Genomic DNA, 26,971 nt, shown 5'->3' with positions numbered 1-26,971 from the left:
GACGCCAAGGCCCTGATTTATGCGCTGTTTTTCTCAGAATTCCCCTTTCGTGAAGGCGGATTTTAAGAAATAACACAGTTCAATAGGATGGCGTCGCGTCTTGCGAGCCTGATCTTTTTTAAACGTTTTGAGGATGATGGCCGTGGGGCGTGGCTCTTCCTTCTTTGACCGTATCAACGAGCGTCGTACCCTTCGACGCTGGCAACGTGCGGCGCAATCGCTCGATCATCTGGGGGCTGACGGGCTGCGCAGCTTGCGTGGTCAGGCTCGCAACCTGCGCAATGAAATCGACGGTGTGTTGCGCGCAACGCAGTCTCGGCTGCAAGCGGCCTTTCCCGACACGGTGGCGCTTACTCAGCCCGCTGGCAGCGATTGGGCCTGGCGGCCCGAACTCTGGCGCACGCCTGTACAGCCGGTGGGACTTGCCGGGGCGCAAAACCGGGCGCAGCTTGGCCGCGAACTGACCCTGTTCCACGATTGCACGCATTCCGAGATCACGTTGCGCCAACAACGCAATTGGGCGTCCGACACGATTGCGCCGTATGGGCTGCGCATGGATGTGCTAGGTTTCGATGGCAGCTTCCTGTCGCTGGTGATCGACCTTCCCGAAAGCGCATTGCGCGGCTTGCAGCTCAATCACCTTCTGCGACTCGAGATGGATCTGGCGCTGGAGCGCCCGCTCGAGATCTTCTGCCGGCTCAATATCAAACACGGCCCCAATCACGAGCAACTGGTTCGCGAATTGCCCGGTGGCGGGGGGGCACAGTTCGTTGAATTCGACCTCGCCTATACGCGGATGAACGAAAAACGCCTCGAGAAGGCCTGGGTCGACATCATCTTTGAAAGCCCCCGCCTCAACGAGATCGAGCTGCGGGACGTGACCTTCGCGCGCTATCCGCGGGCGGAAATCTGAGGGAGGCGCGGATGCTGGAGACGACGCGGATCAAGGGTGGGCGCTGGGAAGCCCGGTCAAAAGCGCAGGATCGCCCCGAGTTGGAAGTACGCCATCTGGGCGAGGTGCTTGAGGGTCTCGAGGTGAGCGGTGGACCGGGCGACTGGCGGATCGTGCAACCGATTCCCCGCGAGCTTCTGAACGAAGGCGTTCTGACCTTCCTCGTCTGCCGCAAGGGGCGCGAGGAAATCGTCGACCGCTTCACCCTCGTCGCGGGAGCCCCTCTGGCCGAGGATCTGCGTGCCGAGATCGCATTGCTGCGTGCCGAACTTGACCTGCTCAAGCGCGCCTTCCGCCAGCATTGCGCCGAAAGCGAAGGCTGATCTCAGTAAAAGCCATTTACTTCAATGCGCTCGCCCGAATTTCTGTGGTCGTGAAGACCGCGAGACATCGGACGTTCTGAGCGAATTTCCTATAGCCGGAAAAGCAAGAGCCCCGAGAAACCAGATGGTCTCGGGGCTCTTGGCTGTATTTGGTGCCCAGGAGAGGACTCGAACCTCCACGCCTTGCGGCACACGGACCTGAACCGTGCGCGTCTACCAATTCCGCCACCTGGGCAGGTGTCGTGGAGCGCGAGATACAGAGGCCCGCGAGCACTGTCAACGGGGATCGGCAGGAAATTTTCGCGCCTATGCCGGTTGCGGGTCTTTACCCTTGTTCCTGTGGGGTCTTGGCGGTAATCAAGGGACAAATTTGTCGCAAGGAAAGGCCTCTGCCCATGTCCAAGCTGGTCACGATCTATGGCGGTTCGGGGTTCGTAGGGCGCTACATCGCGCGGCGCATGGCCAAGGATGGCTGGCGCATTCGCGTCGCGGTGCGTCGTCCGAACGAGGCGCTCTTCGTCAAGCCTTACGGCGCTGTGGGTCAGGTCGAACCCGTTCTGTGCAACATCCGTGATGATGCAAGCGTGCGCGCCGCGATGCAGGGCGCCGATGCGGTGATCAACTGCGTGGGCATCCTCGTGAACGAGGGCAAGAACAAGTTCGGCCCGGTTCAGACCGAGGGTGCGGGCCGCGTGGCCAAGATCGCCGCGGAGATGGGTGTGAAGTCGCTGGTGCAGATCTCTGCGATCGGGGCCGACGCCAATAGCGAGAGCGAATATGCGCGCTCCAAGGCCGCCGGCGAGAAAGCGGTGCTCGACGCCTATCCGAATGCGGTCATCCTTCGGCCCTCGATCATCTTCGGCAACGAAGACGGGTTCTTCAACAAATTCGCCTCGATGGCGCGGTTTACCCCGGTTCTGCCGATCACCGGCGGCGACACGAAGTTCCAGCCGGTTTTCGTCGATGACGTGGCCAAGGCTGCGGTTCTGGGCGCGGAGGGCAAGGCTGCTCCGGGAATTTACGAGCTTGGTGGGCCCGATGTCGAAACCTTCCACGACCTGATGAAGCAGATGCTGGGGGTGATCAATCGCCGCCGCGTCGTGCTGTCGCTGCCGCGCTGGATCGCGTCGATCATGGGCGGTGTGTTCGATCTGGTTCAGACAGTCACCGGCGGGCTTGTGGTCAACCGCATTCTCACGCGTGATCAGGTGAAAAACCTGCAAACGGACAATGTCGTCGCCGAGGGCGCGAAGGGTTTTGCCGATCTCGGCATCCAGCCGATCGCGATGGGCGCGGTGCTGCCGGGCTACCTGTGGCGCTTCCGTCCGGGTGGACAGTATGACGCGATCAAGGCTTCGGCGAAGAACCTGCGCAAGATCTGAGATCTGCGCGGGGTCTGATACGAGTGTCCGGCGCACGTCGCGCATCTGAACAAGGCGATATTTCGTGAATTATCTCAACGATGTACTGCTCGGTGTGATCGAGGGGATCACCGAGTTTCTTCCTATTTCGAGCACCGGGCACCTGATCCTCGCCGAACATTGGCTCGGTACGCGCTCGGATACGTACAATATCGTCATTCAGGCGGGTGCAATCCTTGCCGTGACGCTGATCTACTGGCGCCGGCTGATGGAGCTGCTGTTCAATTGGCGCGAGCCGGAGAACCGCGATTACCTAGCGAAACTGACCGTCGCCTTCCTGATCACCGCTGTTCTGGGTCTGATCGTGAAGAAGATGGGGTTCGAGCTGCCCACCACGATCCAGCCGGTCGCTTGGGCGCTGGTGATCGGCGGTTTCTGGATGCTCTTTGCCGAACGTGTTGCCGACCGGCAGGCAGACAATTCCACAATCTTCTGGCGCGTTGCGATCGCTGTCGGCATCGCGCAGATCGTGGCCGGGATCTTTCCGGGCACCTCGCGGTCGGCCACCACGATCTTCGTTGCGATGCTGCTGGGCACCTCGAACCGGGCCGCGGCGACGGAATTCGCGTTTCTCGTGGGCATCCCGACGATGTATGCAGCGAGCGGCTATGAGCTGCTCAAGCAATTCACCTCGGGCAGCGCACAATCGGAAGATTGGACCGGCCTCGGCATCGCGTTCGTGGTTTCGACCGTTACCGCCTTCATCGCGGTGAAATGGCTTCTCGGATACATTCAAGGGCACCGGTTCACGATCTTTGCGATCTACCGGATCCTCTTCGGCGGGCTTCTGCTGACGCTTGCGGGCCTCGGCGTGCTCGGTTGATGGGTCCGCGAATCAACGATTCGTATCCGCGTAGCCTCAAGAATATCAGGGCTTCTTGAGATTAAGGTAACGCCAGCTGACCTAAATTTCACGATCCTGACGCTTATTCGTGACGCTCAACGCGGATTTTCTGTCATTTAGGTCAGCAGAGCTTACTTTTAATGCTCCGCGAAGCGGTGTAGCAATGCGCACCCACGTTTTACCCAGGGAGGCGCCGACATGGCCAAGCAACCGATGCTCAAGTTCGTCCACACGGCGAAGGAGATGCCTCAAAAGCGCGATGCAGATGTGCGCTCCCATGATTTCAACGAGATCTATCGCGAATTCGCCGCCGACAAGGCTGCCGAGCAGGCGAGCCGTTGCAGCCAGTGCGGCGTGCCCTACTGCCACACGCATTGCCCGCTGCACAACAACATCCCCGATTGGCTGCGCCTGACCGCCGAGGGCCGGTTGCAGGAAGCCTATGAGCTGAGCCAGGCTACCAATACCTTCCCCGAGATCTGCGGCCGCATCTGCCCGCAGGACCGCCTGTGTGAAGGCAATTGCGTGATCGAGCAGTCGGGCCACGGCACCGTCACCATCGGCGCGGTCGAGAAATACATCACCGACACGGCCTTCGACATGGGCTGGGTGAAGCCGATCAAGCCCGCCACCGATCGCGCCGAAAGCGTCGGCATCATCGGCGCTGGCCCCGGCGGCCTCGCGGCGGCCGACGTGCTGCGTCGCGCGGGCGTGCAGGTCACGGTCTATGACCGCTATGACCGCGCGGGTGGGCTGCTGACCTATGGCATCCCCGGCTTCAAGCTGGAAAAAGACATCGTCATGCAGCGCGTGAAGCAGCTTGAAGATGGCGGCGTCGAGTTCGTGCTCAACTGCAATGTCGGCACCGATATCTCCTTCGACGCGATCCGCGGCAAGCATGACGCGGTGCTAATCGCCACCGGCGTCTACAAGACGCGCGAGCTGACCGATCCGGGTGCGGACGCGGCGGGCATCGTGCGCGCGATCGACTATCTGACCGTGTCGAACAAGCTCAGCTTCGGTGACGAGGTTGCCGAGTTCGAAGACGGCACGCTGAATGCCGAAGGCAAGCGCGTCGTCGTGATCGGCGGCGGCGACACCGCGATGGACTGTGTGCGCACCGCGATCCGCCAGGGCGCGACCTCGGTGAAATGTCTTTACCGCCGCGACCGCGCGAACATGCCGGGCTCGCAGCGCGAAGTGCAGAACGCCGAGGAAGAGGGCGTGGAATTCGTTTGGCTCGCCGCTCCGGCCGGCTTCTCGGGCAACCCTGTTTCTTCGGTGACCGTGCAGAAGATGCGCCTCGGCGCGCCGGATGCGTCGGGCCGTCAAAGCCCCGAGAAGATCGAGGGCGGTCTCTACGAGGAGAAAGCCGATCTCGTGATCAAGGCGCTCGGTTTCGAACCCGAGGATCTTGCGAGCCAATGGGAGAGCAAGGATCTCGAAACGACCCGATGGGGTACGGTGAAGGCATCCTTCGGAACCCACGCGACCTCGATCCCCGGCGTCTATGCGGTGGGCGACATCGTGCGCGGCGCGAGCCTCGTTGTCTGGGCGATCCGCGACGGTCGCGAAGCGGGCGATGCGATCCTGCGCTATCTCGAGAACCAGGCGGCGGTGGCGGCGGAGTGATCCACCCCCGCGTTTTCGCGAAAGGATGAACTGGCAATGCGGTCGAACTCTCTCGGCTTGGCGATCGGCGGGGTGCTCTTCAGCGCCCTGTCCGCCCATGCCGCGAATTTCGCGCCGCCCACGGGCTGCGAGGTCTACATGACCGTGCAGATGCACAATTGTCAGGTTGCCAATTACTACACCTGCGCTGGTGATCCGGCCGGCGATCAATGGTCGGCCTATGCCGATGGCGAAGGCGTCTATTACATCAGCCATATCGATGCTGAGACGCGCTGGCTTGAAAGCATCTCGACCGATACCGGCGAGATCGAGCTTTTCGACGCGGGTTCCTCGAAGGATGCACCGTCCTTCTCGGCGCTGCTCTCGGATGGCAAGGACGATTACGATTTCGTCACGCGCAGCAATTTCCGTGGTCTTCAGCGCTATCGCGGAGTCGACACGCTGACCGGCAAATCGGTCACGATCGACGATGTGTCCCTCGAGACGATCACTTTCGAGTTGCGCGAGGATGATGAGACCGGCGCGCTTCTCTCGCACCGCACCGGCACGCAATATATCAGCCGCAAGCACCGCCTGTTTCTCAGCGGCGCCGAGCGGTTCGAGAACGCGCAGGGCGATGTCGTCGAATATGACGACAGCCCCATACGCTTCGACTTTCCCGGCGATCCCGGTTTCTCGACCGAGACGCCTGAATATGACTGCGACCTGATGATGACCGAGGCGACCGATCTGGCGCCCACCCGCATCGGGTTCGTCCCCAATTTCCGCTCATTCTCCAAGGAGGCACTGAGATGACCAAATATGATGAAGCCTGGGTGGCCGCCGAGGAAGCCAAGCGCCAGTGGATGAATGAGCATTCGCTCTGGAAAGAAGATGACGAGAAAGCGTCTTGCGGCGTGGGTCTCGTCGTGGCGATCGACGGCAAGGCCTCGCGCAAGGTCGTCGAGAGCGGGATCGACGCGCTTAAGGCGATCTGGCACCGCGGCGCGGTGGATGCCGATGGCAAGACCGGCGACGGCGCTGGCATCCACGTCCAGATCCCCGCCCCGTTCTTCTACGATCAGATCCGCCGCACCGGCCATGAGCCGGACATGGAGAAAATGGTCGCCGTGGGTCAGGTCTTCCTGCCGCGCACCGATTTCGGCGCGCAGGAACGTTGCCGCACGATCGTTGAATCCGAAGTTCTGCGGATGGGCCACTACATCTACGGTTGGCGCCATGTCCCGGTGAACACCGAAGTGCTGGGCGAGAAGGCCAACGCGACGCGCCCCGAGATCGAACAGATCCTGATCCGCAACGAGAAGGATATCGATCAGGAGCAGTTCGAGCGCGAGCTCTACATCATCCGCCGCCGCATCGAGAAAGCGGCGATCGCGGCGCAGATCAACGGGCTCTACATCTGCTCGCTGAGCTGCCGCTCGATCATCTACAAGGGCATGATGCTGGCCGAGCAGGTCGCCGAGTTCTACCCGGACCTGAAAGACGAGCGCTTCGAGTCGGCCTTTGCGATCTATCACCAGCGCTACTCGACCAACACCTTCCCGCAATGGTGGCTGGCCCAGCCGTTCCGGATGCTCGCCCATAACGGCGAGATCAACACGATCAAGGGCAATATCAACTGGATGAAGAGCCACGAGATCCGCATGGCCTCTTCGGCCTTTGGCGAAAGCGCCGAGGATATCAAGCCGATCATTCCGGCGGGCGCCTCGGATTCGGGCGCGCTCGATGCGGTGTTCGAACTGATGGTCCGCTCGGGCCGCAACGCGCCGATGGTGAAGACGATGCTCGTGCCCGAGCCGTGGTCGAAATCCACGGAGAACATGCCCAAGGCGTGGCAGGACATGTATGCCTATTGCAACGCGGTGATGGAGCCCTGGGACGGGCCCGCAGCACTTGCGATGACCGATGGCCGCTGGGTCTGTGGCGGTCTCGACCGCAACGGTCTGCGCCCGCTGCGCTACGTCATCACCGGCGACGGCGTGCTGATCGCTGGCTCGGAAGCAGGCATGGTGCCGGTCGACGAGGCCTCGGTCGTTGAGAAGGGCGCGCTTGGCCCGGGCCAGATGATCGCGGTCGACATGGCCGAGGGCAAGCTCTACCACGACGTTGAAATCAAGGACAAACTGGCCGCAGCCCAGCCGTTCAGCGAATGGGTTGGCAAGGTCACTGACCTCAATGCAATCCTCGTGGACGTGCCTGAGGAGCCCAAATATTCGGGCGCCGAACTGCGCAAGCGTCAGATCGCTGCGGGCTTCTCGGTCGAGGAGATCGAACAGATCCTTGCGCCGATGGCCGAGGACGGCAAGGAAGCCATCGCCTCGATGGGTGACGACACGCCGCCCGCGGTTCTGTCCAAGCAATATCGCCCGCTGAGCCACTTCTTCCGTCAGAACTTCAGCCAGGTCACCAACCCGCCGATCGACAGCTTGCGCGAAAGCCGCGTGATGTCGCTCAAGACGCGGTTCGGCAACCTCAAGAACGTGCTCGACGAAGACAGCTCGCAAACCGAGATCTGGATCCTCGAAAGCCCCTTCCTCGCGAATTCCGAATTCGACGTGATGCTCAAGGAATTCGGTGAGCAGGTCACGATGATCGACTGTACCTTCCCGGCCAATGCCGATCAGGAAGCGCTGCGCGACGGTCTGACCCGGATCCGCCACGAGGCGGAAGACGCGGTGCGCTCGGGCTCGCTCCATATCGTGCTGACCGACAAGGGTCAGAACCAGGACAAGGTCGCGATGCCGATGATCCTTGCGACCTCGGCGGTGCATAGCTGGCTGACGCAGAAAGGCCTGCGGACCTTCTGCTCGATCAACGTTCGCTCGGCCGAATGTATCGACCCGCATTACTTCGCCGTGCTGATCGGCGCTGGCGCAACGACCGTGAACCCCTATCTCGCGCAAGACACGCTGGCCGACCGCATTGATCGCGGCCTGCTTGGCGGCACGCTCGTCGATGCGATGCGCAAGTATCGCGATGCGATCGATTCCGGCCTGCTGAAGATCATGTCGAAGATGGGGATCTCGGTGATCTCGTCGTATCGCGGCGGTCTGAACTTCGAAGCAGTGGGCCTGTCGCGCGCGATGGTCGCGGAATACTTCCCCGGCATGCACAGCCGCATTTCCGGCATCGGTCTGCACGGCATCCAGCACAAGCTGGAGCAGGTGCACGCGAAGGGCTGGAAAGGTGGTCAGGACGTGCTCCCGATCGGCGGCTTCTACAAAGCGCGCCGCACCGGCGAGGCGCATGCCTGGGGCGCGCAGTCGATGCATATGCTGCAATCGGCCTGCAACCGCGCGAGCTATGATCTGTGGAAGCAGTATAGCTCGATGATGCGGGCGAACCCGCCGATCCATATCCGCGACATGCTCGACATCAAGTCGCTGGGCAAGCCGGTGCCGATCGAAGAGGTCGAGAGCATCACCTCGATCCGCAAGCGCTTCGTCACGCCCGGCATGTCGCTTGGTGCCCTGTCGCCCGAGGCGCACAAGCTCCTCAACGTCGCGATGAACCGGATCGGCGCCAAGTCGGACTCGGGTGAAGGCGGCGAGGATCCGGCGCATTTCGTGCCCGAGCCCAATGGCGACAACCCCTCGGCCAAGATCAAGCAGGTGGCCTCGGGCCGTTTCGGCGTGACCGCTGAATACCTCAACCACTGCGAAGAGCTCGAGATCAAGGTCGCGCAGGGCGCCAAGCCCGGCGAGGGTGGTCAGCTTCCGGGGATGAAGGTCACCGACCTGATCGCGCGTCTGCGTCACTCGACCAAGGGCGTGACGCTGATCTCGCCGCCGCCGCACCATGACATCTACTCGATCGAAGACCTCGCGCAGCTGATCTACGACCTCAAGCAGATCAACCCGAAGGTCAAAGTGACGGTGAAGCTGGTGGCGTCGTCCGGCGTCGGCACGATCGCGGCCGGCGTGGCGAAGGCGAAGGCCGACATCATCCTGATCTCGGGCCACAACGGCGGCACGGGCGCGTCGCCCGCGACCTCGATCAAATACGCGGGTCTTCCGTGGGAGATGGGCCTGACCGAGGCGCATCAGGTGCTCGCGATGAACAACCTGCGCGAACGCGTCACTCTGCGCACCGATGGCGGTCTGCGCACGGGCCGCGACATCGTGATGGCGGCGATGATGGGGGCCGAGGAATACGGCATCGGCACCGCGGCCCTGATCGCGATGGGCTGCATCATGGTGCGTCAGTGCCAGTCGAACACCTGCCCGGTGGGCGTCTGCACGCAAGACCCCGAGCTGCGCGCCAAGTTCACCGGCACGGCAGACAAGGTGGTGAACCTCATCACCTTCTACGCCCAGGAAGTGCGCGAAATCCTCGCCTCGATCGGCGCACGCTCGCTCGACGAGGTGATCGGTCGCGCCGATCTGCTCACGCAGGTCAGCCGTGGCTCGGCCCATCTCGACGACCTCGACCTGAACCCGCTTCTGATCACCGTCGATGGCTGGGACAAGATCGTCTACGACCGCTCCAAGCCGCGCAACTGGGTGCCCGATACGCTCGATGCGGAGATCATCAAGGATGGTCACCGCTTCTTCGAGGATGGCGAGAAGATGCAGCTCAGCTACGCGGTGCGTAACACGCTGCGCACCATCGGGACGCGCGCGTCGAGCCATATCGTCAAGAATTTCGGGATGCGCAACGCGCTGCAGCCCGACCACCTGACGGTGAAGCTGACGGGCTCGTGCGGCCAGTCGCTGGGCGCTTTCGCGGCGCCGGGGCTCAAGCTGGAAGTGTCGGGCGATGCGAACGACTATGTGGGCAAGGGTCTCTCGGGGGGCACGATCGTCGTGCGTCCGCCGATGATCTCGCCGCTGGTCGCGGCCGAGAACACGATTATCGGCAACACCGTGCTTTACGGTGCGACCGACGGTTACCTGTTCGCGGCTGGCCGCGCGGGCGAGCGTTTCGCAGTGCGCAACTCGGGTGCGAAGGTCGTGGTCGAGGGCTGCGGCTCGAACGGCTGTGAATACATGACCGGCGGCGTTGCGGTGATCCTCGGCTCGATCGGGCCGAACTTCGGCGCGGGCATGACGGGCGGCATGGCCTATATCTACGACCCGGAGAACATCGCCGAGGAGCAGATCAACCTCGAAAGCCTCGTCACCTGCGGACTGGGCCACGAGCATTGGGAAGCGCAGCTGAAGGGCCTGATCGAACGCCATGTGGCCGAGACCGGCTCGCGCAAGGCCGCCGATATCCTTCAGCATTGGGAGGCAGAGCGTGCGAACTTCCTGCAGATCTGCCCGAAGGAAATGCTCATCCATCTGCCCTACCCGCTGAGCGACGAGCCGCAGGCGGTTCCGGCCGAATGAGGGAACCTTCCCGCAAAGCACACGTTGAGAGGGCGAGGCGCAAGTCTCGCCCTTTTGCTTTGTCTGGAGGTAACGATGTCAGAACTGCTCGTCATGGCCCATGAAACGGAAGCCGCCGGCTTCGCGATGCGCGAGGAACTGGAGGCGCTGCGCAAGGAGGGATTCTTCGATGCCGAGGATATCGTCGTCGTAACCCGCGAAGAGACCGGCGAGGTCCGTCTTCATCAAGGCGCGAACACGACCGCGATGGGCGCGATCGGCGGCGCGGTATGGGGTGGGCTGATCGGTCTCGTCTTCATGTCGCCTGTGGTCGGTGCCGCGATTGGCGCCGGGGCGGGAGCCGTGGCCGGTCACGCGACCGATCTCGGGATCAATGACGATTTCCTGCGCGATGCGGGTCAAAGCCTGCCGCTGGGCGGCTCTGCGGTCTTCGTGCTCTTGCGCAAGGGTAGTGCGGCGGAAATGCTCGAGCGGATGCAGACGCTTGGTCATGCGACAGGTCGCGTTCTCCAGATTCCCGTGCCCGAGGATTTCCATCAGCGGCTCGAAACCGCGCTCAAGACCGGCGGCACCACGGCCTTTACCGGTGAAGAAATCGCGGAGGGCGCGACAGGATCGTTGGCAAGAATGGTCGGCCCCTCGGCGCTATAAAGGCCCCAAACCCCTTCGAAACCTATTCCAAACTCACGTAAGCGTGGACGCGGTCACCCGCGTCTGCCCCATTTGCGCCACATTTCGCCGCTAAATTGGAAACAATCATAGGGCGAAAATCGCCGTCGAGCAGCGCAAATGGCAATCTACTACGATCAGTTTTACACGCTCGATCCGGGGAACCCGCCTTCCTCGGGAACTGCCATTTCGCCTGAGACTCTCTCGATCAACGACCGAAACAATGACGGCTGGATCACCCCCACGACGCAGGGCGGTGGTCGATATGACCAGATCGACGGGGTGCGCGTCACGGCGGTCTGGGAAGGCGACACGATCACGCTCGCGAAGCCCAATGGCGTGGAATACACGGTTACAGGCACCACTTTCTATCTCGAAGACGGGCGCGCGGTGTTCACGCCGACCGACGGCTCGATCCTGCACAATTCCACCTTCATCAGCTCGACCTATGTCACCCAGAGCACGCAGATGGCGGTGGGCGATCTTGGGCCGGAATGTTTCGTCGCCGGCACGATGATCGCGACGCCTGACGGGGAACGGCCCGTCGAATGGCTGCGCGCGGGCGACCTGGTGATGACGCGCGATGCGGGGCCGCAACCCATCCTTTGGGCGGGCGGCCGGCGGGTGCGCGGCTATGGCAGCTACGCGCCGGTACGCTTCGAACCCGGAACGCTGGGCAATACCCGTCCTCTTCTCGTCTCGCAGCAACACCGGATGCTGGTGAGCGGCTGGCGCGCCGAGCTTGCGTGCGGCTCCGACGAGGTACTGGTCGCAGCGAAACATCTGACTGATGGCCGCTCGGTTCGCGTGACCGAGATGGCGTATGTGCACTATGTGCATCTGCTGCTCGACGCGCATCACATTCTTCTCGCCGAAGGGGCGCCGAGCGAGAGCCTCTTTCCCGGCAACATGATCCTCGAGGATGACCGTCAGATCAGCGCCGAAATCCGCGCGGCGTGGCTCCAGCACAACGCCGCGCCGATCGAGACCATGGTAACTGCGCGACAGGTCGCGCGTGGTCCGGAAATCGCGCTTCTGGCGGCTTGACCGGTCCCGTCTCCCCATGACTTATGGGCGCATGGCGACGAAGAAGAAATCGAGCAGATCCGCGGGCAAGAGCAAGGCTCGCTCGGGACTCAAGCAAGCGGCAAGCGCCCCGTTTCGGCTGGCGCTGAAATGGCTTGGAAGGGCGGCGCTCGTCCTCGTCGCCGTGTTTCTGGCGCTCATCGTGGCGTTCAAATTCGTCAACCCGCCAACCACCTGGACTATATGGAGTGAACGCCAGCGTCTCGGCGCGGTCGACCAGCAATGGGTCGCGCTCGAGGATGTCGCCCCGGTACTCGCGCGCTCCGTGGTCGCCGCGGAGGATGCGAATTTCTGCAATCACTGGGGCTTCGACATGCGCGCGATCCGCGAGGCGCTCGACGAGGGCGCCAATCGTGGCGCCTCGACGATCACCCAGCAAACGGTGAAGAACGTCTTTCTCTGGCAGGGGCGCAGTTGGCCGCGCAAGGCAATGGAGGCGATGCTGACCCCCTTTGTCGAGGCGATCTGGGGCAAGCGCCGTATCCTTGAGATTTACTTGAACGTGGCCGAGTTCGATGAGGGCGCCTTCGGAGTGGATGCGGCGGCATTCCGCTATTTCCGCACCTCGCCCGACAAGCTCAGCCCGTATCAATCCGCCCTGATCGCCGCTGTGCTGCCCGATCCGAAAGATCGCTCCGCTGCGAAACCCACGAAATTCCTCGCGCGGCGCGCTCAATCGATTATGGACGGCGCAGCCACGATCAAGAATGACGGGCGCGCAAACTGCTTCGAGTGATCACTCTGCCGGTTCAGCCATGGGACGCATGACCGCGAAAAGCTCGGCAACCTTGATCCCGAATTTCCGCATTTGCGAACGGTTCAGCATCGTTCCGTCCGGCATCAGATAAATCCAGTCCGTCACGTCCAGAACATGTCCGCCCGCGTCTTCGGGCAGGCGCAGCCGGTAGCGCATCCGCAGCGCATTGCCCATCTGCTCCATTTCGGCCGTGCCTTCGATATCGGCAGCAGTGGAGCTGATCTCGCCGTTCGGCCCGAACTGGATATTCCAGGCGCGGGTTTGGCGGCGGCCCGAAGCATAGTCGAACTCTTCCTCGATCACACCGCCTTCATTGGTGAAGCTGCCTCGCATGATGGCCCGGAACCGCGAGGTGACGCGACCGGTGGGGCCGTAGATCATCCCATGCGCCTCGACGGGTCCCTCGAAGGCGCGTCGGATGTCAAATTCCGGGGTTTCGGCTGCGTAATCCCCACTGCTTTGCGCGGGAAAGGCAAAGAAGAGATGGCGGATCAGGATCGCCGCCAGGATGAGGATCGCCAGTGTCAGAAGAATCTTCGTCAACATTTCAAGCCCTCGCATGTGCCAGTTGGACCTGCACGACATTGGTGTGGCCAACCGCAAAGGCGGCAGCGCAGGCCTCGAGGTAATATTGCCAGTTGCGCAGAAACTCCGGCCCGAAGCCGAGCTGTGCCGCCCTGGCGCTGCGCTCTTTGAGTCGGGTCGCCCATTGCCGGCAGGTCTCCGCATAGTCCTGGCCGAAGGCGAAGCTTTCTTTCACGGCAAGACCGGCCTTCGCCGCCTGATCGCGGATCACCCCGTCTGACAGAAGCATCCCACCGGGGAAGGTATATTGGCGGATGAAATCGGAGGTGTTGCGATAGGTTGGGAAGTAGGAATCAGAGACTGTTATGGCCTGAATCATTGCAGAGCCACTCTCGGAGAGGCGCTCCTTGAGTGTGCTGAAATAGGTCGGCCAGTAGCGCTCGCCCACCGCCTCGATCATCTCGATCGAGACGATATGATCAAAACTTCCGGGGGTCTTGCGGTAGTCCTGAAGCCGGATATCCGCCCGGCCATCGAGACGCGCATCAGCATAGCCCTTCTGGCTGGGCGAGATGGTGATGCCGGTGACATGACGGCCCTGCTCGGCGGCGCGTTCGGCGAAATGGCCCCAGCCGCATCCGATCTCCAGCACCCGCTCGCCACCGCCCAGGCTATCGAGGATCCTGTCGAGCTTGCGGTTCTGAGCCCGGTGCAAGTCATTATCGCCCGGCGCGAAAAGCGCGGAGGAATAGCTCATCCCCTCGTCAAGCCAGATCTGGTAGAACTCATTGCCAACATCGTAATGCGCGCGGATGTTGCGCGAGGCGCCGCGCAGCGAGTTCGCGCGCATCAGCCGGTCGATGATCCGGAATTTCAGGTTCGACCAGAAACCCGCATAGGCATAACTGTCGACCAGTTCGAGGTTCTTCAGCGCGAGGCTCAGCAGCGCCTCGATCGAGGGCGTTTCCCAGAGGCCCGCGATATAGGCCTCACCCAGACCGACGTCGCCCCGCGAGGCCATCATCACGATAGCCTGCCAGTCGCGGATCTCCATTTCGGCCTGCGGCTGACCGCGTCCGAAATGGCGGCGCGATCCGTCGGGCAGGCGCAGGGTCAGCGATCCATGCGCGATCTGCTCGCACATCTCGAGAAATTCCGCGCGGATGCGGTTCGTCAGGAAAGGCATCATCGGCTGATCTCCTCGCTGGGGGGTGTCGGGCGCGGCAGGTAGCGCGCGCCCTTGAGCTTGAGTTGCAGCGCCTGCCAATAAATCAGGCCAAGCGTGCGGATTGGGGTAAGCGGACGGCGTAGGGCCGCGAAAAGCAACGCCTTCGAGGTCAGCGGCTGGCGCATGGTGGACAGCGTGGCGATCACACCCTCTTCGCCGTTGCGATGGTCGATACGGATACGAATTCGCTCGGCGTCGATATGGAAGCGAAAACGATAGTCGCCCGCGATCTTCTGGAAGGGCGAGACGTGGAAGATCTTCTCGGATTCAAGCTCGGTTTCCGCTGTAATAGGCTCGAACTCAGGTGTCGCGCAGAGATAGGAATGCCGATCGCCGAAGGTGTTGTTCACCTCCGCGATCACCGAACGGAGCTGATCGTCCTCATCATAGGCCAGCCAGAAATTCACCGGGTTGAAGCCCGAGCCAAAGATCCGCGGTTGTGTCAGCAGCAGGAGCCGCGCCGGCTCCGGCGCGCCGAGCGCGGCCAATTTCCGGCGCACCCATGCAGCCCCCTCGCCCTGCCCCGGCGCACCGCCGTAATCGCGATCGTCCACCCGCGCCAGATTGACACCTTTGCGCGAGAAAAGCCGGGGCCACGGGCCCGGCGCCTCGGGATCGAGCAGCACGTAATCGACATGGTAGCGGAACTTGTGCCCGATCGCGCCGCGGCGCGCATGGATCGTCTCGCCGGGGCAGAATTGAGCGATCATGCGGGCACCGCCTCAAGCTCAGGTGCGGGGATCGCACCGCGATTGAGCGCCCTGGCCACCCGCACCGCAGAGGCAAACCCGTCCTCATGAAACCCGTGACGAAGCCACGCACCCGCATACCACGTCCGGTTATGGCCCTGGATCGCCTGAATTTGCTCCTGCGCGCGCAGGGCGGCGCGATCGAAAACCGGATGCCAGAAGACTTCGTGGTCGTAAATGGCCTCTTCGGCGATTGGATTTTCGGGATTGAGCGTAACGAAGAGAGGATCATTCTCCGGGATATTCTGTAGCCGGTTCATCCAATAGGTCACGCCGAGCCGGGTCTCGTTGGCCCGGGTCTGCGCCTGATAGACCCAACTCGACCAGCAGGCACGGCGCCGCGGCATCTGCCGTTCGTCGCGATGCAGATAGACATCATTGGGCTGGTAACGCACCGCCGAGAGCGCTGCGCGTTCCTCTCCGGTCGGGTTTGGCAAAAGCTTGAGCGCCTGGTCGGAATGAGTGGCGATGATCACCTGGTCGAACTGCTCAGGAGGCGCATTTTCCGCCGTAATAGTCACTGATTTCGGGCTGCGCTGCACCGCTTTCACTGCCGAGCCTACGCGGAAATCTACCCCACGCAGGCGCAAGGCACGCTCCAACCGGGTCACATATTCGATCGAACCGCCCGAGACCGTCCACCATTGATGCTGCCCGGTCGCCGACAAGAGCGCGTGGTTCTCGAAGAAGCGCAGAAGGCTGCGGGCCGGAAACTCTCCGATCTTGTCCGCCGGGGTGGACCAGATCGCGCCACAGATCGGCAGCAGATAGTAGCGCCGGAACCACTCGCCCATGCGCAACTCGTCAAGCAACTGGTCGATCGTCACATCATCGCTTTGCCCCATCGCGACGGCCTTGGTGTTGAATTTTGCGATATCGGCGATCATCCGGGCAAATCCCGGCCGCAGCAGATTACGCTTTTGCGCAAACAGACTGCCGAGGTCGCGCAGCGCATATTCGATCCGCCCTTGATCAATTGTGATCCCGAAGCCCATGTCGGATTTCTCCACCGGCACATCGAGCTCCGAGAATAGCCGCGTCAGATGCGGGTAGTTTGCGTAGTTGAACACGATAAAGCCTGTATCGACCGGCTGATTTCCATTGCGCCCCGCAACGATGGTGCGTGAATGCCCGCCAAGACGATTTTCCGCCTCGAACACCGTTACGCGGTTGTGAGGCGCCAGCTGCCACGCCGAGGCAAGCCCCGAGATCCCCGATCCAATGATCGCGATCCGCTGGGCGTGAGGATGCAAGGCATCGAAGGACATCGCAATTCTCCCAAAGACTTGAAGACGTAACGCCGGATGTTAGGGTTTGGATCAGAAGTTTTTTAGCCTTCCTGTGATCTGCCTGCGCTTTGGGCGCGTAGACGGTTCATGCTGAGGGATGCGACAACAAACCTTGAGACGGAAATGCCCGCGCCGATGGCGGCGGGGCTCGCCTCTGCCGGGAAGAGAATGGACGACCGCAAAACGTCAGCGAAATCGCCCGAAACCGTCTGCGAACAGACCGAATGGCTGGTCGCGGTGCGGGATCGTCGCGACAAAAAGGCCTTCGCACGGCTTTACGATCATTTCGTGCCGCGCCTGAAGGGCATGCTGATGCGCTCGGGGATGCCGGGCGCTGCAGCCGAGGACGTGGTGCAGGATGTGATGCTGACGATCTGGCATAAGGCCCATCTCTATGATGAAAGCCGGGCGCGGGCTTCAGCCTGGATTTACAGGATCGCGCGTAATCGTCAGATCGATGTGATCCGCAGGCGACCGCGCCCCGTTCCTGACGAGATGGTCGCGGAGGCCGAGACGCGCGAGACGCCCGAGGCTGATGCGGTCGTCGGGCTGGAGCAGGAGGCGATGCAGTTGCGTCAGGCGCTCGAAACCCTGCCCGAAGCGCAGAGGGATATCATCGAGCGCGCCTATGTGGGCGAGCTCACGCAGGCGGAAATTCGCGAGGCCACGGGCCTTGCACTTGGGACGATCAAGTCGCGGATCCGGCTCGCGCTGGAAAAACTGCGACACGAATTGAAGGATTTGAGAGAGGAATGACGGAGATTACGCATCACTTGCCCGATTGGCTGATCCGGTCCTACGCGACCGGCTCGCTGGGCCATGCGTTTTCGCTGGTCGTGGCGGCGCATGTCAGCCAGTGCGACGATTGCCGGGCGCGGCTCGAGGCCGAGGAACTGGCGGGCGGGCTGGTTTTGGAATCCCTCGGCGCGGTTTCGGCAAGTGACGATCTGCGCAAGAGAGTGTTCGACGGGCTCGACAGTGATCCCCCTGCCGCCTTCACCGCGGCTGAGCGCTCGGGGATCTACCCCGGCGCCGTAGTCGAGGCGATGGGTGGCGCCCAACCGAAGTGGCGTGCACTTGGTGGCGGTATCCGGCAGGCCATCCTGAGCGAGGATCGCGACGGTTCCGCCCGGTTGCTTTATATTCCCCCGGGGATGGCTGTGCCCGATCACGGCCATAACGGCCTGGAGCTGACGCTGGTCCTGCAAGGATCATTCTCGGACGAGACGGGGCGGTTCGGGGTCGGCGATGTGGAGGTTGCGAGCGATGATCTCGATCACACACCGATCGCCGGTATGGAGGATGTCTGCATCTGCCTCGCGGCAACCGATGCGCCCTTGAAGTTCAAGAGCTTCCTGCCGCGTCTGTTGCAGCCGATTTTCCGGATTTAGACCCTAAATCAAGCGAAATAGCGCCCCAATCCAGATCGCAACCGTCCCCGCCCGGCTTTGGCGATAGAGCCCGAGCCGGGCGAATTGCACGATGCGAGAGGGCAAAGGCGCCTGGCGCATCCGAACGAAGTCATCAAAAACCGACCGGTTTTCTGGTGTAAACCGATGACGCGAGGCGGCCAGTTCCGCAAGTTGCGCCTCGGTCCAGTCCCGCCATTCACCTTGAAGAAACCGGCTCAACCGGCTGATCCTTGCACGTGCGCTGAGGTTTTCTCCCTCCGCATTTCGCCCGTGCTGTCGATAGTAGAGCGTGGGGCGATCATCGTGGATCAACCGCGCATCGCAGGCCGACATGAGCTGATAAAGCCACCAGTCGAATTTGAGGATCGGCCCGGCCTCGGCCGCCGCCTCCCGCGCGAGCCGCGCCGCCGCCGGGTTGAGCACGATCGTATTGCCCGCGGCGACATTCTGCACCAACGCATTGCGAAACCCCAGCGGGCGTGGGCGTGGTGGCGAGGGGTGGGATTTTTGAAGCTCTGCCCCCGTCACGAGGCTTCGAGAGCAGTACAACGCAGGTCCGTCCGCGTCGCGCAATTCCGACAGTGCCCACGCGAGCTTCTCTGGAAACCAGATATCGTCCTGATCGGAGAAGGCGACAAAATCCGCTGAATTAGGGTCTGTTTTTATCAGAAGAGATTGAAAATTCGGGCCTGCCCCCGCTTTGGGTCCTGAGTGCCGGTGAACTTTGTGGCCCTGCGCTTCAAATCGATCCAAAGCCTCACGCGCTGATTGGCCCGAACTATCGTCGCCGACGATCAATTGCCAATCCGCGTGGCTCTGCGCCGAAATGCTGGCGAGTTGATCCGCGATATCTGGCCCCGGCTCATGCACGGCCATCAGAATCGTGACGCGGCCCATCGCCACTCACTCGATCAAACGCAGAAGATACTCGCCATAGCTGTTCTTGCCGAATTTCTTTGCTCGGGTCGCCAGCGCCTCGGCGCTGATCCAGCCCTTCTCGAAGGCGATTTCATCGGGCGAGCCGCTTTGCAGACCCTGCCGCTCCTCCAAGGTGCGCACGAAGTTGCCTGCATCGAGCAGGCTGCCATGCGTCCCCGTGTCGAGCCAGGCGAAGCCGCGGCCCATCTGGGTGACCGAGAGCTTGCCTTCATGGAGGTAGGTTTCGAGAAGCGTCGTGATCTCCAGCTCGCCACGCGCCGAGGGGGCGATCGTCTTTGCCCGTTCCGGCGCGGTGCCATCGAGGAAATAGAGCCCCGTGACCGCGAATTGCGAGGGTGGCACCTCGGGTTTCTCAATGATCGCGCGGGCTTTGCCGTCCCCGTCGAAATCGACTACGCCGTAGCGTTCGGGATCTCGGACCCGGTAGCCGAAAACAGTGCCGCCCTCGGTCTGCTCATCCGCGGCCTTTAGCACGTTCTGAAGCCCCGCGCCGAAGAAGATGTTGTCGCCCAGAACCATCGCCGAGGGGCTGCCGGCAAGGAAATCCTCGGCCAGCAGATAGGCCTGCGCCAGACCGTCCGGCGAGGGCTGGGTGATATAGGTCAGGCTCAGCCCCCATTGGCTGCCATCGCCCAGCGTGCGGATGAACTGCTCCTGATCGTGGGGCGTCGTGATGACCGCGATCTCGCGAATGCCCGCCAGCATCAGCGTCGTCAGCGGGTAGTAGATCATCGGCTTGTCATAGACCGGCAGGAGCTGCTTCGAGACGCCCATCGTGATCGGATAAAGCCGCGTGCCCGAGCCGCCCGCCAGAATGATCCCCTTGCGCGTCATATCGTCCCCAGTTCGGTTAACACTTCCTTCAATCCCGCTTTCCAATCGGGTCTGTTCGGGCCGAAGACGGCCAGATCGCTGCAGTCGAGCCGCGAGTTGAGCGGCCGTTTTGCGGGCGTCGGATAGGCGGCGGAGGGGATATCCTCGACCACCACGTCGCGCCCGGCCTGCGAGAAGATCTCTCGCGCGAAGCCTGCCCAGCTTATATCGGGACCCCCTGAGAAATGGTAAACGCCGCTCTTCTCGGGCGCGCGCTGCAACTGCGCTGCCATCGTCAGGCAGGCTTCGGCGATGGCGCGGGCGGGCGTCGGTCCGCCGATCTGGTCGGCGACGATGCTCAGGCGATCGCGGCTTTCCGACAGGCGCACCATCGTCTTCACGAAATTCCCGCCATGCGCCGAAAAGACCCAGCTGGTGCGCAGGATGGCGAAGGGGCCGCCTTCGGCGCGGATCGCCTGTTCGCCGGCGAGCTTGGTGCGGCCATAGGCACCCAGCGGGCCGGTCGGATCGGTCGGTTTGAACGGCGCGTCGCCGGAGCCGTCGAAGACATAGTCAGTGGAGATTTGTACAAGCGGGATGCCAAGGTCGTGGCAAGCATTTGCCATCGCGCCAGGGGCGTCGCCATTGACGATCTGCGCCAGCCCCTCTTCATCTTCGGCCTTGTCCACGGCGGTGTAGGCGGCGGCGTTGATCACCGCCTCAGGCTCGGCGTCCCGGATCGCCTGTGCGGCGGCGTCGGGATCGCTCAAATCGACCCTATTCCGGCCTAAAAACGCCGCATCTGGCATAAGGCGCTGTAGTTCCTGCGCGACTTGGCCGGTCTGTCCGAAGACGAGGATCATGCTTTGCCCAGCCTCTCGCCGACACCGTGGCGCTCCAGAAGCGGCCGCCACCAGTCCTCGTTCTCGAGATACCAGCACACGGTACGCTCGAGCCCTTCCTCGACCGTCACACTCGGCCGCCAGCCCAGCTCCTCGCGGATGCGGGTCGGGTCGATGGCGTAGCGGGCGTCGTGGCCGGGGCGGTCGGTGACGAAGGTGATTTGCTCGGCATAGGGTGCATCGCCCGGGCGCAGCGTGTCGAGAATGGTGCAGATCGTCTGGACCAGCTCGAGATTCGACCGCTCGTTCTCGCCACCGATATTATAGCTGCGGCCCAAAATGCCCTTCTCCAGCACCAGAAGCAGCGCGTCGGCGTGATCTTCGACAAAAAGCCAGTCGCGCACGTTCGAGCCGTCGCCATAGATCGGAAGCGGCTTGCCTGCGAGCGCGTTGAGGATCACGACCGGAATCAGCTTTTCGGGGAAGTGATAGGGGCCGTAATTGTTCGAGCAATTGGTCAGCACGACCGGCAGGCCGTAAGTCTCATGCCAGGCGCGCACGAGGTGGTCCGAGCCCGCTTTCGAGGCGGAATAGGGACTGTTCGGGGCGTAGGGCGTCTCTTCGGTGAACTGGCCCGTGGGGCCGAGCGAGCCATAGACCTCGTCGGTCGAGATGTGGTGGAAGCAGAAGCTCTCGGGGCGACCCTCGGCCTCCCAATAGGCGCGGGCCGCCTGCAACAGGTTGTAGGTGCCCATCACGTTCGTCTCGATGAAAGCGCCGGGGCCGTCGATCGAGCGGTCGACATGGCTCTCCGCCGCCAGATGCATCACCGCGTCGGGCTTATGGCGGGCGAAGATCGCGGCAAGCGCGTCCGCGTCGCGAATGTCGGCCTTCTCGAAGGCATAAAGCGGGCTGTCGGCCACGGGCGCGACATTTTCGAGGCAGGCGGCATAGGTCAGCGCGTCGAGGTTCACGACCTCATACCCGCGCGAAATGGCCAGACGCACGACGGCCGAGCCGATGAAGCCTGCGCCGCCGGTGACGAGAATCTTCATGCCACGCCCTCCCAGGTGAAGGGGCTGTCGAGGTCGGCGAAGGCAGGCGCCTCGGCATCCTTGCCGGACAAAACAGGCTCTATTCCTGCGGAAAGCGGCCAGTCGATGGCCAAATCCGGATCGTCCCAGCGGATCGCGCCTTCACATTCGGGCGCGTAGTAATCCGAGCATTTGTAGACGATCTCGGTGCCCGGCTCGAGCGTGACGAACCCATGCGCAAAACCCGCCGGGATCAGGAGCTGCTTGCCGTTCTCGAAGCTCAACTCGGTGCCGAACCACTGGCCATAGGTCGGGCTGCCCTTGCGGATATCGACCGCGACATCCCAAAGCCGCCCGCGACCGCAGCGCACGAGCTTCGCCTGCGCATGGGGTGGCGCCTGAAAATGCAGCCCGCGCACCGTGCCCACGGCCTCGGAAAGGGAATGGTTGTCCTGCACAAAGGGAATCTCGATCCCGGCCTCGGCGAACCGCTTCGCCGAAAAGCTCTCCGAGAAAAACCCGCGGTGATCGCCGAATCTCTGCGGTGTGATCACCAGAACGCCGCTCAATGGGGTCGTTTCAACCTGCATTCGCCCTGCCCATTATTGCTTTGAGGAATTTGTGCCAAAGCCGGGCCACAAAAGCCAGTCGCTTTGCAGCGTGGCTCGAAATCTGGGGAATTTCGGGAAATGGTCGGAGCGAGAGGATTCGAACCTCCGACCCCCTGCTCCCGAAGCAGGTGCGCTACCAGGCTGCGCTACGCTCCGACCGTGGGCGGGGAATTAGCGGCTTGCGCAGGCTTTTGCAAGGGGGTCTGGCTCAGCTTCTTGAATTGCGTGCGCGAAGGCCCAAAACGCGGCCCAGAAGTGACGAGCGAGGCGCGGTCACGGTCTCGCTCCGGCCACGGGTGCGCAACACGGGCTGGTTTTCCGAGGTCTGCGCCGTCGCCTCACGGAAAACGATGTAGAGACCCGATGCGATCACCACGCCCGCACCGATCAGAGTCGTCGAGTCGACGCTCTCGTCGAAAATGATCCAGCCGTAGAAAATCGCCCAGAGGATCTGCGAATATTGCATCGGCGCGACAATCGCGGCTTCGCCCGCCCGATAGGCCAGAATCTGCAGGAAAGATGCGGTGAGCCCGAAGATCGCGATCACCGCCATCAGTCCAAGATCAGGCAGCTGCAATGGCACCCAGATGAAGGGAAGCGAGAGCCCCATAGCGATGACATTGCCCAGAAGCGGAGAGAGGAGCAGCACGACCGAGCGTTCCTCCGAGCCGATACGACGCACGATTACCGAGGCCAATGCACCCGTCACCGCCGCCGTCATCGCGGCGAAATGGCCCAGCGCCAGATCGGATTGACCTGGGCGCACCACGATTACCACGCCGATCAAGCCAAGGATCACAGCCGCCCAGCGATGAATGCCCACCTTCTCCCCCAAAAGGGGGATCGAGAAGACGGTCACCAGAAGCGGCAGCGCGAAAAGCAGCGGGTAGACCTGTGCCAGCGGCAGGGTCGAAAACGCGTAGAACGCGCAAAGACCGGTGATGACAGTGGTTACGACCCGCGCGATCACCCATCCGGGATGGATGGGACGCAGGCTCCCTTCACGCTTGTCGTTGAGCAGGATCACCGAAAGGAGCGGAAAAGACAGAAGCGCTGCAAAGAACACGATCTGCACCGGCGAATAGGCCTGGCCGAGATGCTTGATGATCACGTCATGGGTTGCATAGATACCCATCGACAGCAGGCCGAGACCCGCGCCGCGCGCGTTGGACTTTTTGCCGAATTCGGGCATGGGAGGCTCCGGGTGTTAACGCTCACATTTTGAGCGGTTGCGCCGGAGTTGCAAGGCGGGAATGGAAAAAGGCGCGAGCTTTCGCCCGCGCCTTTCGTTTGAGTGTCCGACTGGATCAGAGCGATGCGTCGAGCGCCGCAACGATCTTGTCGCCCATCTCGGAGGTCGAGACCGGCACGCCGCCTTCGGGGCCCATCAGATCCGCGGTGCGCACGCCATCGGCCAGCACCTTTTCGATCGCGGTTTCCAGACGGGTCGCCTCGTCGCCCTGATCGAAGCTGTAGCGCAGCGCCATCGCGAAGCTGAGGATACAGGCGATCGGGTTGGCCTTGCCCTGACCCGCGATATCGGGCGCCGAGCCGTGCACGGGCTCGTACATCGCTTTCGGGCGACCGTTCTCCATCGGCGCGCCGAGCGAGGCCGAAGGAAGCATCCCGAGCGAGCCGGTCAGCATCGCCGCGCAATCCGAGAGGATGTCGCCAAAGAGGTTGTCGGTCACGATGACGTCGAACTGCTTGGGCGCGCGCACCAGCTGCATCGCGCCGTTGTCGGCATACATGTGCGACAGCTCGACCTCGGGGTAGTCCTGACCGACGCGGGTCACGACTTCACGCCAGAGGATGCCCGATTCCATCACGTTGGCCTTCTCCATCGAGCAGAGCTTCTTATTGCGGCGCATCGCAAGCTCGAAGGCGGCGCGGGCGACGCGCTCGATCTCGGACTCGGTGTAGCGCTGGGTGTTGATGCCCACACGCTCGTTGCCCTCGTTGAAGATGCCGCGCGGCTCGCCGAAATAGACACCGGAGGTCAGCTCGCGCACGATCATGATGTCGAGGCCGGCCACAACATCCTTCTTGAGCGACGAGAAATCGGCCAGCGCATCGAAGCACTGCGCGGGGCGCAGGTTCGCGAACAGGTCCATCTCCTTGCGCAAACGCAGCAGACCGCGCTCGGGCTTCACCGAGAAGTCGAGCACGTCGTATTTCGGCCCGCCCACGGCACCGAGCAGCACCGCGTCCACTTCCTGCGCCTTGGCCATGGTCTCGTCGGCCAGCGGCACGCCGTGCTTGTCATAGGCGGCCCCGCCTACGAGGTCTTCGCTGACATCGAAGGCGAGATCGCGCTTGGCGCCGAACCAGTCGATGATCTTGCGAACCTCGGCCATGACTTCGGGGCCGATCCCGTCGCCGGGCAGGATGAGGATGGAGGGGTTGGACATGAGGCTTATCTCCCAAGAAAACAGGGTCGGGATGGGCCTATCCCCTGCCCGCCCCTTGGTCAAGCCGCAGCACTCTCGAAAGCGTGTCTGGACGATCGGCAATGGCTTGCCGAGGGTTCGGCGAGGTTTTGCGGATCGCGAAGGAACCGAGTGGCACCCGCGCGCGGATCGGCGCATGCTTGCGCGCAAGAGCAGAAAAAGAAATGAGGCCGGAAATGACTCGCAGGGTGCTGATCCTGGGAATGGGCGGCGTGTTCGGTACCGCCGCGGCGCGGGCATTCCGGGCAGCCGGCTGGGATGTCGATCGCTACAGGCGCGGAACCGACATGGGGATTTCGGCGCGCGGTGCGCGCTGGATCGTGAACGCGATGAACCCGCCGAACTATCACGATTGGGCCGGGGAAATCCCGAAGATCACGAGCCAGGTTCTCGCGGCCGCACGCGACAGCGGCGCCTCGGTCATGGTGCCGGGCAATGTCTATGTCTACGGGCGCGAGCCCTCACCCTGGTCAATAAAGACGCCCCATCATCCCTGCACCCGCAAAGGCCGCGTTCGCGCCGAGATGGAGGAGCGGTATCGCGCCCATGCAGAGGATGGGCATTCGGTCGTGATCCTGCGTAGCGGCGATTTTATCCACCCCGAAGCGGCGAATACGATCCTCAACCGGCTTATGCTTAAGGATCTGCGCAAAGGTCGGATCACGTCGCTTGGTAAACCCGAAGCCCGCCGGACCTATGCCGATCTCGATGATCTGACACGTGTCGCGGTGCGGCTGGCCGAGACGGGCGACGCAGAACCGGGGCTGCTTGATCTTGGATTTCCGGGTACGGTTTTCTCGGCGCGGGAACTGGCGGAGGAACTGTCGCGCCAGATGGGCCGCGAAATCGCAATCAAACGCTTTCCCTGGATGGCCCTGCTATTAGCATCTCCGGTTTGGGAGCTGGCTCGGGAACTGCGCGAGATGCGTTACCTCTACGATATGAGCCACTCGATCGACGGCTCCGAGTTTTCTGCGCGCTTTCCCGATATGACTCCGAAGACGCTCGAGCGGATCGTGTTTGAGCATCTCTACATTCGCGGCCTCAAGGTCGTGCCGGATCAGGGCAGGACGATGTCGACCCAGACGAGCTTCTGACGCGAAGCCGTCGCGGCGGCGTCTGCCAGGGGTGCATTCGGCGGAGGCCAGACCACCCCGGCCGCTGCGACGGTCAGATCGCTAGAGGGCAAGACATACTCGACGCGCAGATTGCCCGGCCCATCGAAATCCGCCGTATCAAGCGCGGCGTCGCCCATGTGGTCTGCATCGACAGCGAGCGCCGCGCCTGCGCTGCGAGGCTTGGGATCTTGCAAATGGCCGCTGGCAAGAAGGGCATGAAACGCGGCGCGCTGTCCCTCGCCATCGACCGGATCGAGATTGAAATCACCCATCAGAACGAAGGGCTGTGGCGGTGGCGGCTCAGGCAGGTCGCCATCGAGGTAGCGCAGCCAGAATGCCGCCTCGTCATGATTGCGCCAACCATTGCGATCCTCGGGGCCGTCAAAAACCGGGGGTGTCGCGGCAAACGCAAGAATGTGCAGCTGCGCGCCCACCCCGATCTCGACCGGCACGTCCCAATGCGCGCTGGAACTGAGCCGTTGCACCGCCTGCGCATCCTCCGAGATGTCCGCCTTGCCGATCATCGTCCCCGGCAGATCCCGCCAAAGCAGGCCCGTGAAATCCCGCGCCTCATCGGCAAGGATCGGGCGGCGCGACAGAAGCGCCATTCCGCCCTGCCCCGGAAACCGGCCATAGCCCTGCGCATCACGCGCCTCACCAAGCAGCCCATTGCCATCGAGATCGGCGCCACTTTCCATCCCGTTATTGGGGCGAGGCGCATAGAAATAGGGGTAAGGCTCGGCCAACGTTAAATTGAGCGCGCCCAGCGCCTGCCCGTCGAAATCCCAGTCGATCCCGGTGAGCAGCAAGATATCGGGCGATATTGCTGCGATGATCCCGCGCACGGCGGCGATTTGCGGATCGTCTTTTCCGATGTCTTGCAACAGCAAACCCGGCCCGGAGCGGCTCAACCCGGCATCCCAAGTGGCAACGCGCAGGGTTTCAGA

General features: G+C 62.6%; 25 protein-coding genes and 2 tRNA genes. 13 read left to right on the top strand and 14 right to left on the bottom strand.

Annotated elements, in window-relative coordinates; all coding sequences use genetic code 11:
- Nucleotides 1-142 precede the first annotated feature (142 nt).
- Nucleotides 143-913 (top strand): DUF6478 family protein, encoded by a 771-nt coding sequence (locus TP2_RS07975; protein WP_240473726.1) that lies wholly within the window; start codon nucleotides 143-145, stop codon nucleotides 911-913.
- Nucleotides 914-924: 11 nt separating this feature from the next.
- Entirely contained in the window at nucleotides 925-1,275 is a 351-nt protein-coding gene (locus tag TP2_RS07970) for a hypothetical protein (RefSeq protein ID WP_038075687.1), read from the top strand.
- Nucleotides 1,276-1,425: 150 nt separating this feature from the next.
- Here TP2_RS07970 and TP2_RS07965 read toward each other — a convergent pair.
- Nucleotides 1,426-1,510: transfer RNA gene (locus tag TP2_RS07965), tRNA-Leu, on the bottom strand.
- 160 nt (nucleotides 1,511-1,670) lie between these two features.
- Between TP2_RS07965 and TP2_RS07960 the strand changes: the two genes are divergently transcribed.
- The 8 genes from TP2_RS07960 to mtgA all read left to right on the top strand — a co-directional run bounded on the left by TP2_RS07960 (nucleotide 1,671) and on the right by mtgA (nucleotide 12,993).
- The gene (locus TP2_RS07960; RefSeq protein ID WP_038075675.1) at nucleotides 1,671-2,657 is read left to right on the top strand and encodes a complex I NDUFA9 subunit family protein; all 987 of its coding nucleotides are present in this window, start codon (nucleotides 1,671-1,673) and stop codon (nucleotides 2,655-2,657) included.
- 64 nt (nucleotides 2,658-2,721) lie between these two features.
- Nucleotides 2,722-3,519, top strand: a complete 798-nt coding sequence (locus TP2_RS07955; protein WP_038075672.1) for an undecaprenyl-diphosphate phosphatase — start codon at nucleotides 2,722-2,724, stop codon at nucleotides 3,517-3,519.
- Nucleotides 3,520-3,738: 219 nt separating this feature from the next.
- The gene (locus TP2_RS07950; RefSeq protein ID WP_038075669.1) at nucleotides 3,739-5,172 is read left to right on the top strand and encodes an NAD(P)-dependent oxidoreductase; all 1,434 of its coding nucleotides are present in this window, start codon (nucleotides 3,739-3,741) and stop codon (nucleotides 5,170-5,172) included.
- 36 nt (nucleotides 5,173-5,208) lie between these two features.
- On the top strand, nucleotides 5,209-5,967 hold the full coding sequence (locus TP2_RS07945; RefSeq protein ID WP_206198329.1) for a hypothetical protein: 759 nt from the start codon (nucleotides 5,209-5,211) through the stop codon (nucleotides 5,965-5,967).
- Entirely contained in the window at nucleotides 5,964-10,502 is a 4,539-nt protein-coding gene (gene gltB / locus TP2_RS07940) for a glutamate synthase large subunit (protein ID WP_038075666.1), read from the top strand. Before TP2_RS07945 ends, gltB begins: the two co-directional genes overlap by 4 nt.
- 75 nt (nucleotides 10,503-10,577) lie before the next feature.
- Nucleotides 10,578-11,153: a DUF1269 domain-containing protein gene (locus tag TP2_RS07935; RefSeq protein ID WP_051692326.1), complete on the top strand. Its 576-nt coding sequence runs from the start codon at nucleotides 10,578-10,580 to the stop codon at nucleotides 11,151-11,153.
- Nucleotides 11,154-11,291: 138 nt separating this feature from the next.
- Nucleotides 11,292-12,218, top strand: a complete 927-nt coding sequence (locus TP2_RS07930) for a Hint domain-containing protein (protein ID WP_038075663.1) — start codon at nucleotides 11,292-11,294, stop codon at nucleotides 12,216-12,218.
- Between the two features lie 31 nt (nucleotides 12,219-12,249).
- The gene (mtgA, locus tag TP2_RS07925; protein ID WP_038075660.1) at nucleotides 12,250-12,993 is read left to right on the top strand and encodes a monofunctional biosynthetic peptidoglycan transglycosylase; all 744 of its coding nucleotides are present in this window, start codon (nucleotides 12,250-12,252) and stop codon (nucleotides 12,991-12,993) included.
- Here the strand turns inward: mtgA and TP2_RS07920 are convergent, their stop codons facing one another.
- From TP2_RS07920 to TP2_RS07905, 4 genes are read right to left on the bottom strand one after another with little or no spacing between them, the layout of a single operon-like run.
- Nucleotides 12,994-13,560: a DUF3833 domain-containing protein gene (locus TP2_RS07920; protein WP_038075657.1), complete on the bottom strand. Its 567-nt coding sequence runs from the start codon at nucleotides 13,558-13,560 to the stop codon at nucleotides 12,994-12,996.
- Nucleotide 13,561: 1 nt separating this feature from the next.
- Nucleotides 13,562-14,725 carry an SAM-dependent methyltransferase gene (locus TP2_RS07915; protein ID WP_038076212.1) on the bottom strand — a complete coding sequence of 388 codons (1,164 nt, stop codon included), beginning with the start codon at nucleotides 14,723-14,725 and terminating at the stop codon, nucleotides 13,562-13,564.
- Nucleotides 14,725-15,477 carry a DUF1365 domain-containing protein gene (locus TP2_RS07910; RefSeq protein WP_038075654.1) on the bottom strand — a complete coding sequence of 251 codons (753 nt, stop codon included), beginning with the start codon at nucleotides 15,475-15,477 and terminating at the stop codon, nucleotides 14,725-14,727. The genes TP2_RS07915 and TP2_RS07910 overlap by 1 nt, the downstream gene beginning before the upstream one ends.
- Nucleotides 15,474-16,784, bottom strand: coding sequence for an NAD(P)/FAD-dependent oxidoreductase (locus TP2_RS07905; RefSeq protein WP_038075652.1), 1,311 nt, complete (start codon nucleotides 16,782-16,784; stop codon nucleotides 15,474-15,476). The genes TP2_RS07910 and TP2_RS07905 overlap by 4 nt, the downstream gene beginning before the upstream one ends.
- Nucleotides 16,785-16,973: 189 nt before the next feature.
- Here TP2_RS07905 and TP2_RS07900 point away from each other — a divergent pair, with 189 nt between their 5' ends.
- Together TP2_RS07900 and TP2_RS07895 are read left to right on the top strand one after the other, a co-directional pair.
- A complete protein-coding gene (locus TP2_RS07900) occupies nucleotides 16,974-17,561 on the top strand; it encodes a sigma-70 family RNA polymerase sigma factor (protein ID WP_051692381.1) in 588 nt (195 codons plus the stop codon).
- Nucleotides 17,558-18,196, top strand: coding sequence for a ChrR family anti-sigma-E factor (locus tag TP2_RS07895; protein ID WP_038075650.1), 639 nt, complete (start codon nucleotides 17,558-17,560; stop codon nucleotides 18,194-18,196). The genes TP2_RS07900 and TP2_RS07895 overlap by 4 nt, the downstream gene beginning before the upstream one ends.
- Before the next feature lie 3 nt (nucleotides 18,197-18,199).
- Here TP2_RS07895 and TP2_RS07890 read toward each other — a convergent pair whose 3' ends face one another.
- From TP2_RS07890 to leuB, 8 genes are all read right to left on the bottom strand, one after another.
- Nucleotides 18,200-19,114: a glycosyltransferase gene (locus TP2_RS07890; protein ID WP_038075647.1), complete on the bottom strand. Its 915-nt coding sequence runs from the start codon at nucleotides 19,112-19,114 to the stop codon at nucleotides 18,200-18,202.
- Nucleotides 19,115-19,120: 6 nt separating this feature from the next.
- Complete coding sequence (gene rfbA, locus TP2_RS07885) at nucleotides 19,121-19,990, bottom strand: glucose-1-phosphate thymidylyltransferase RfbA (RefSeq protein WP_038075646.1); 870 nt, start codon at nucleotides 19,988-19,990, stop codon at nucleotides 19,121-19,123.
- Nucleotides 19,987-20,832 carry a dTDP-4-dehydrorhamnose reductase gene (gene rfbD, locus TP2_RS07880; RefSeq protein ID WP_038075645.1) on the bottom strand — a complete coding sequence of 282 codons (846 nt, stop codon included), beginning with the start codon at nucleotides 20,830-20,832 and terminating at the stop codon, nucleotides 19,987-19,989. The genes rfbA and rfbD overlap by 4 nt, the downstream gene beginning before the upstream one ends.
- Nucleotides 20,829-21,866, bottom strand: a complete 1,038-nt coding sequence (gene rfbB, locus TP2_RS07875; RefSeq protein WP_038075642.1) for a dTDP-glucose 4,6-dehydratase — start codon at nucleotides 21,864-21,866, stop codon at nucleotides 20,829-20,831. Before rfbB ends, rfbD begins: the two co-directional genes overlap by 4 nt.
- On the bottom strand, nucleotides 21,863-22,435 hold the full coding sequence (rfbC, locus tag TP2_RS07870; protein ID WP_038075640.1) for a dTDP-4-dehydrorhamnose 3,5-epimerase: 573 nt from the start codon (nucleotides 22,433-22,435) through the stop codon (nucleotides 21,863-21,865). Before rfbC ends, rfbB begins: the two co-directional genes overlap by 4 nt.
- A gap of 100 nt (nucleotides 22,436-22,535) precedes the next feature.
- Nucleotides 22,536-22,612, bottom strand: a tRNA-Pro gene (locus TP2_RS07865).
- 52 nt (nucleotides 22,613-22,664) lie between these two features.
- On the bottom strand, nucleotides 22,665-23,648 hold the full coding sequence (locus tag TP2_RS07860; RefSeq protein WP_038075637.1) for a DMT family transporter: 984 nt from the start codon (nucleotides 23,646-23,648) through the stop codon (nucleotides 22,665-22,667).
- Between the two features lie 115 nt (nucleotides 23,649-23,763).
- On the bottom strand, nucleotides 23,764-24,867 hold the full coding sequence (gene leuB, locus TP2_RS07855; protein WP_038075635.1) for a 3-isopropylmalate dehydrogenase: 1,104 nt from the start codon (nucleotides 24,865-24,867) through the stop codon (nucleotides 23,764-23,766).
- A gap of 215 nt (nucleotides 24,868-25,082) precedes the next feature.
- On the opposite strand from leuB, the gene TP2_RS07850 reads away from it, so the two are divergent.
- A complete protein-coding gene (locus TP2_RS07850) occupies nucleotides 25,083-26,003 on the top strand; it encodes an NAD-dependent epimerase/dehydratase family protein (protein ID WP_051692324.1) in 921 nt (306 codons plus the stop codon).
- Here TP2_RS07850 and TP2_RS07845 read toward each other — a convergent pair.
- Entirely contained in the window at nucleotides 25,967-26,935 is a 969-nt protein-coding gene (locus TP2_RS07845; RefSeq protein ID WP_240473725.1) for an endonuclease/exonuclease/phosphatase family protein, read from the bottom strand. The genes TP2_RS07850 and TP2_RS07845 overlap by 37 nt on opposite strands.
- Nucleotides 26,936-26,971: the final 36 nt, after the last annotated feature.

The sequence above is a fragment of the Thioclava pacifica DSM 10166 genome, from assembly GCF_000714535.1.
Classification (GTDB): Bacteria; Pseudomonadota; Alphaproteobacteria; order Rhodobacterales; family Rhodobacteraceae; genus Thioclava; species Thioclava pacifica.
The sequence above is the reverse complement of the archived record's forward strand: the minus strand, read 5'-3'. Positions and strand labels throughout refer to the sequence as shown.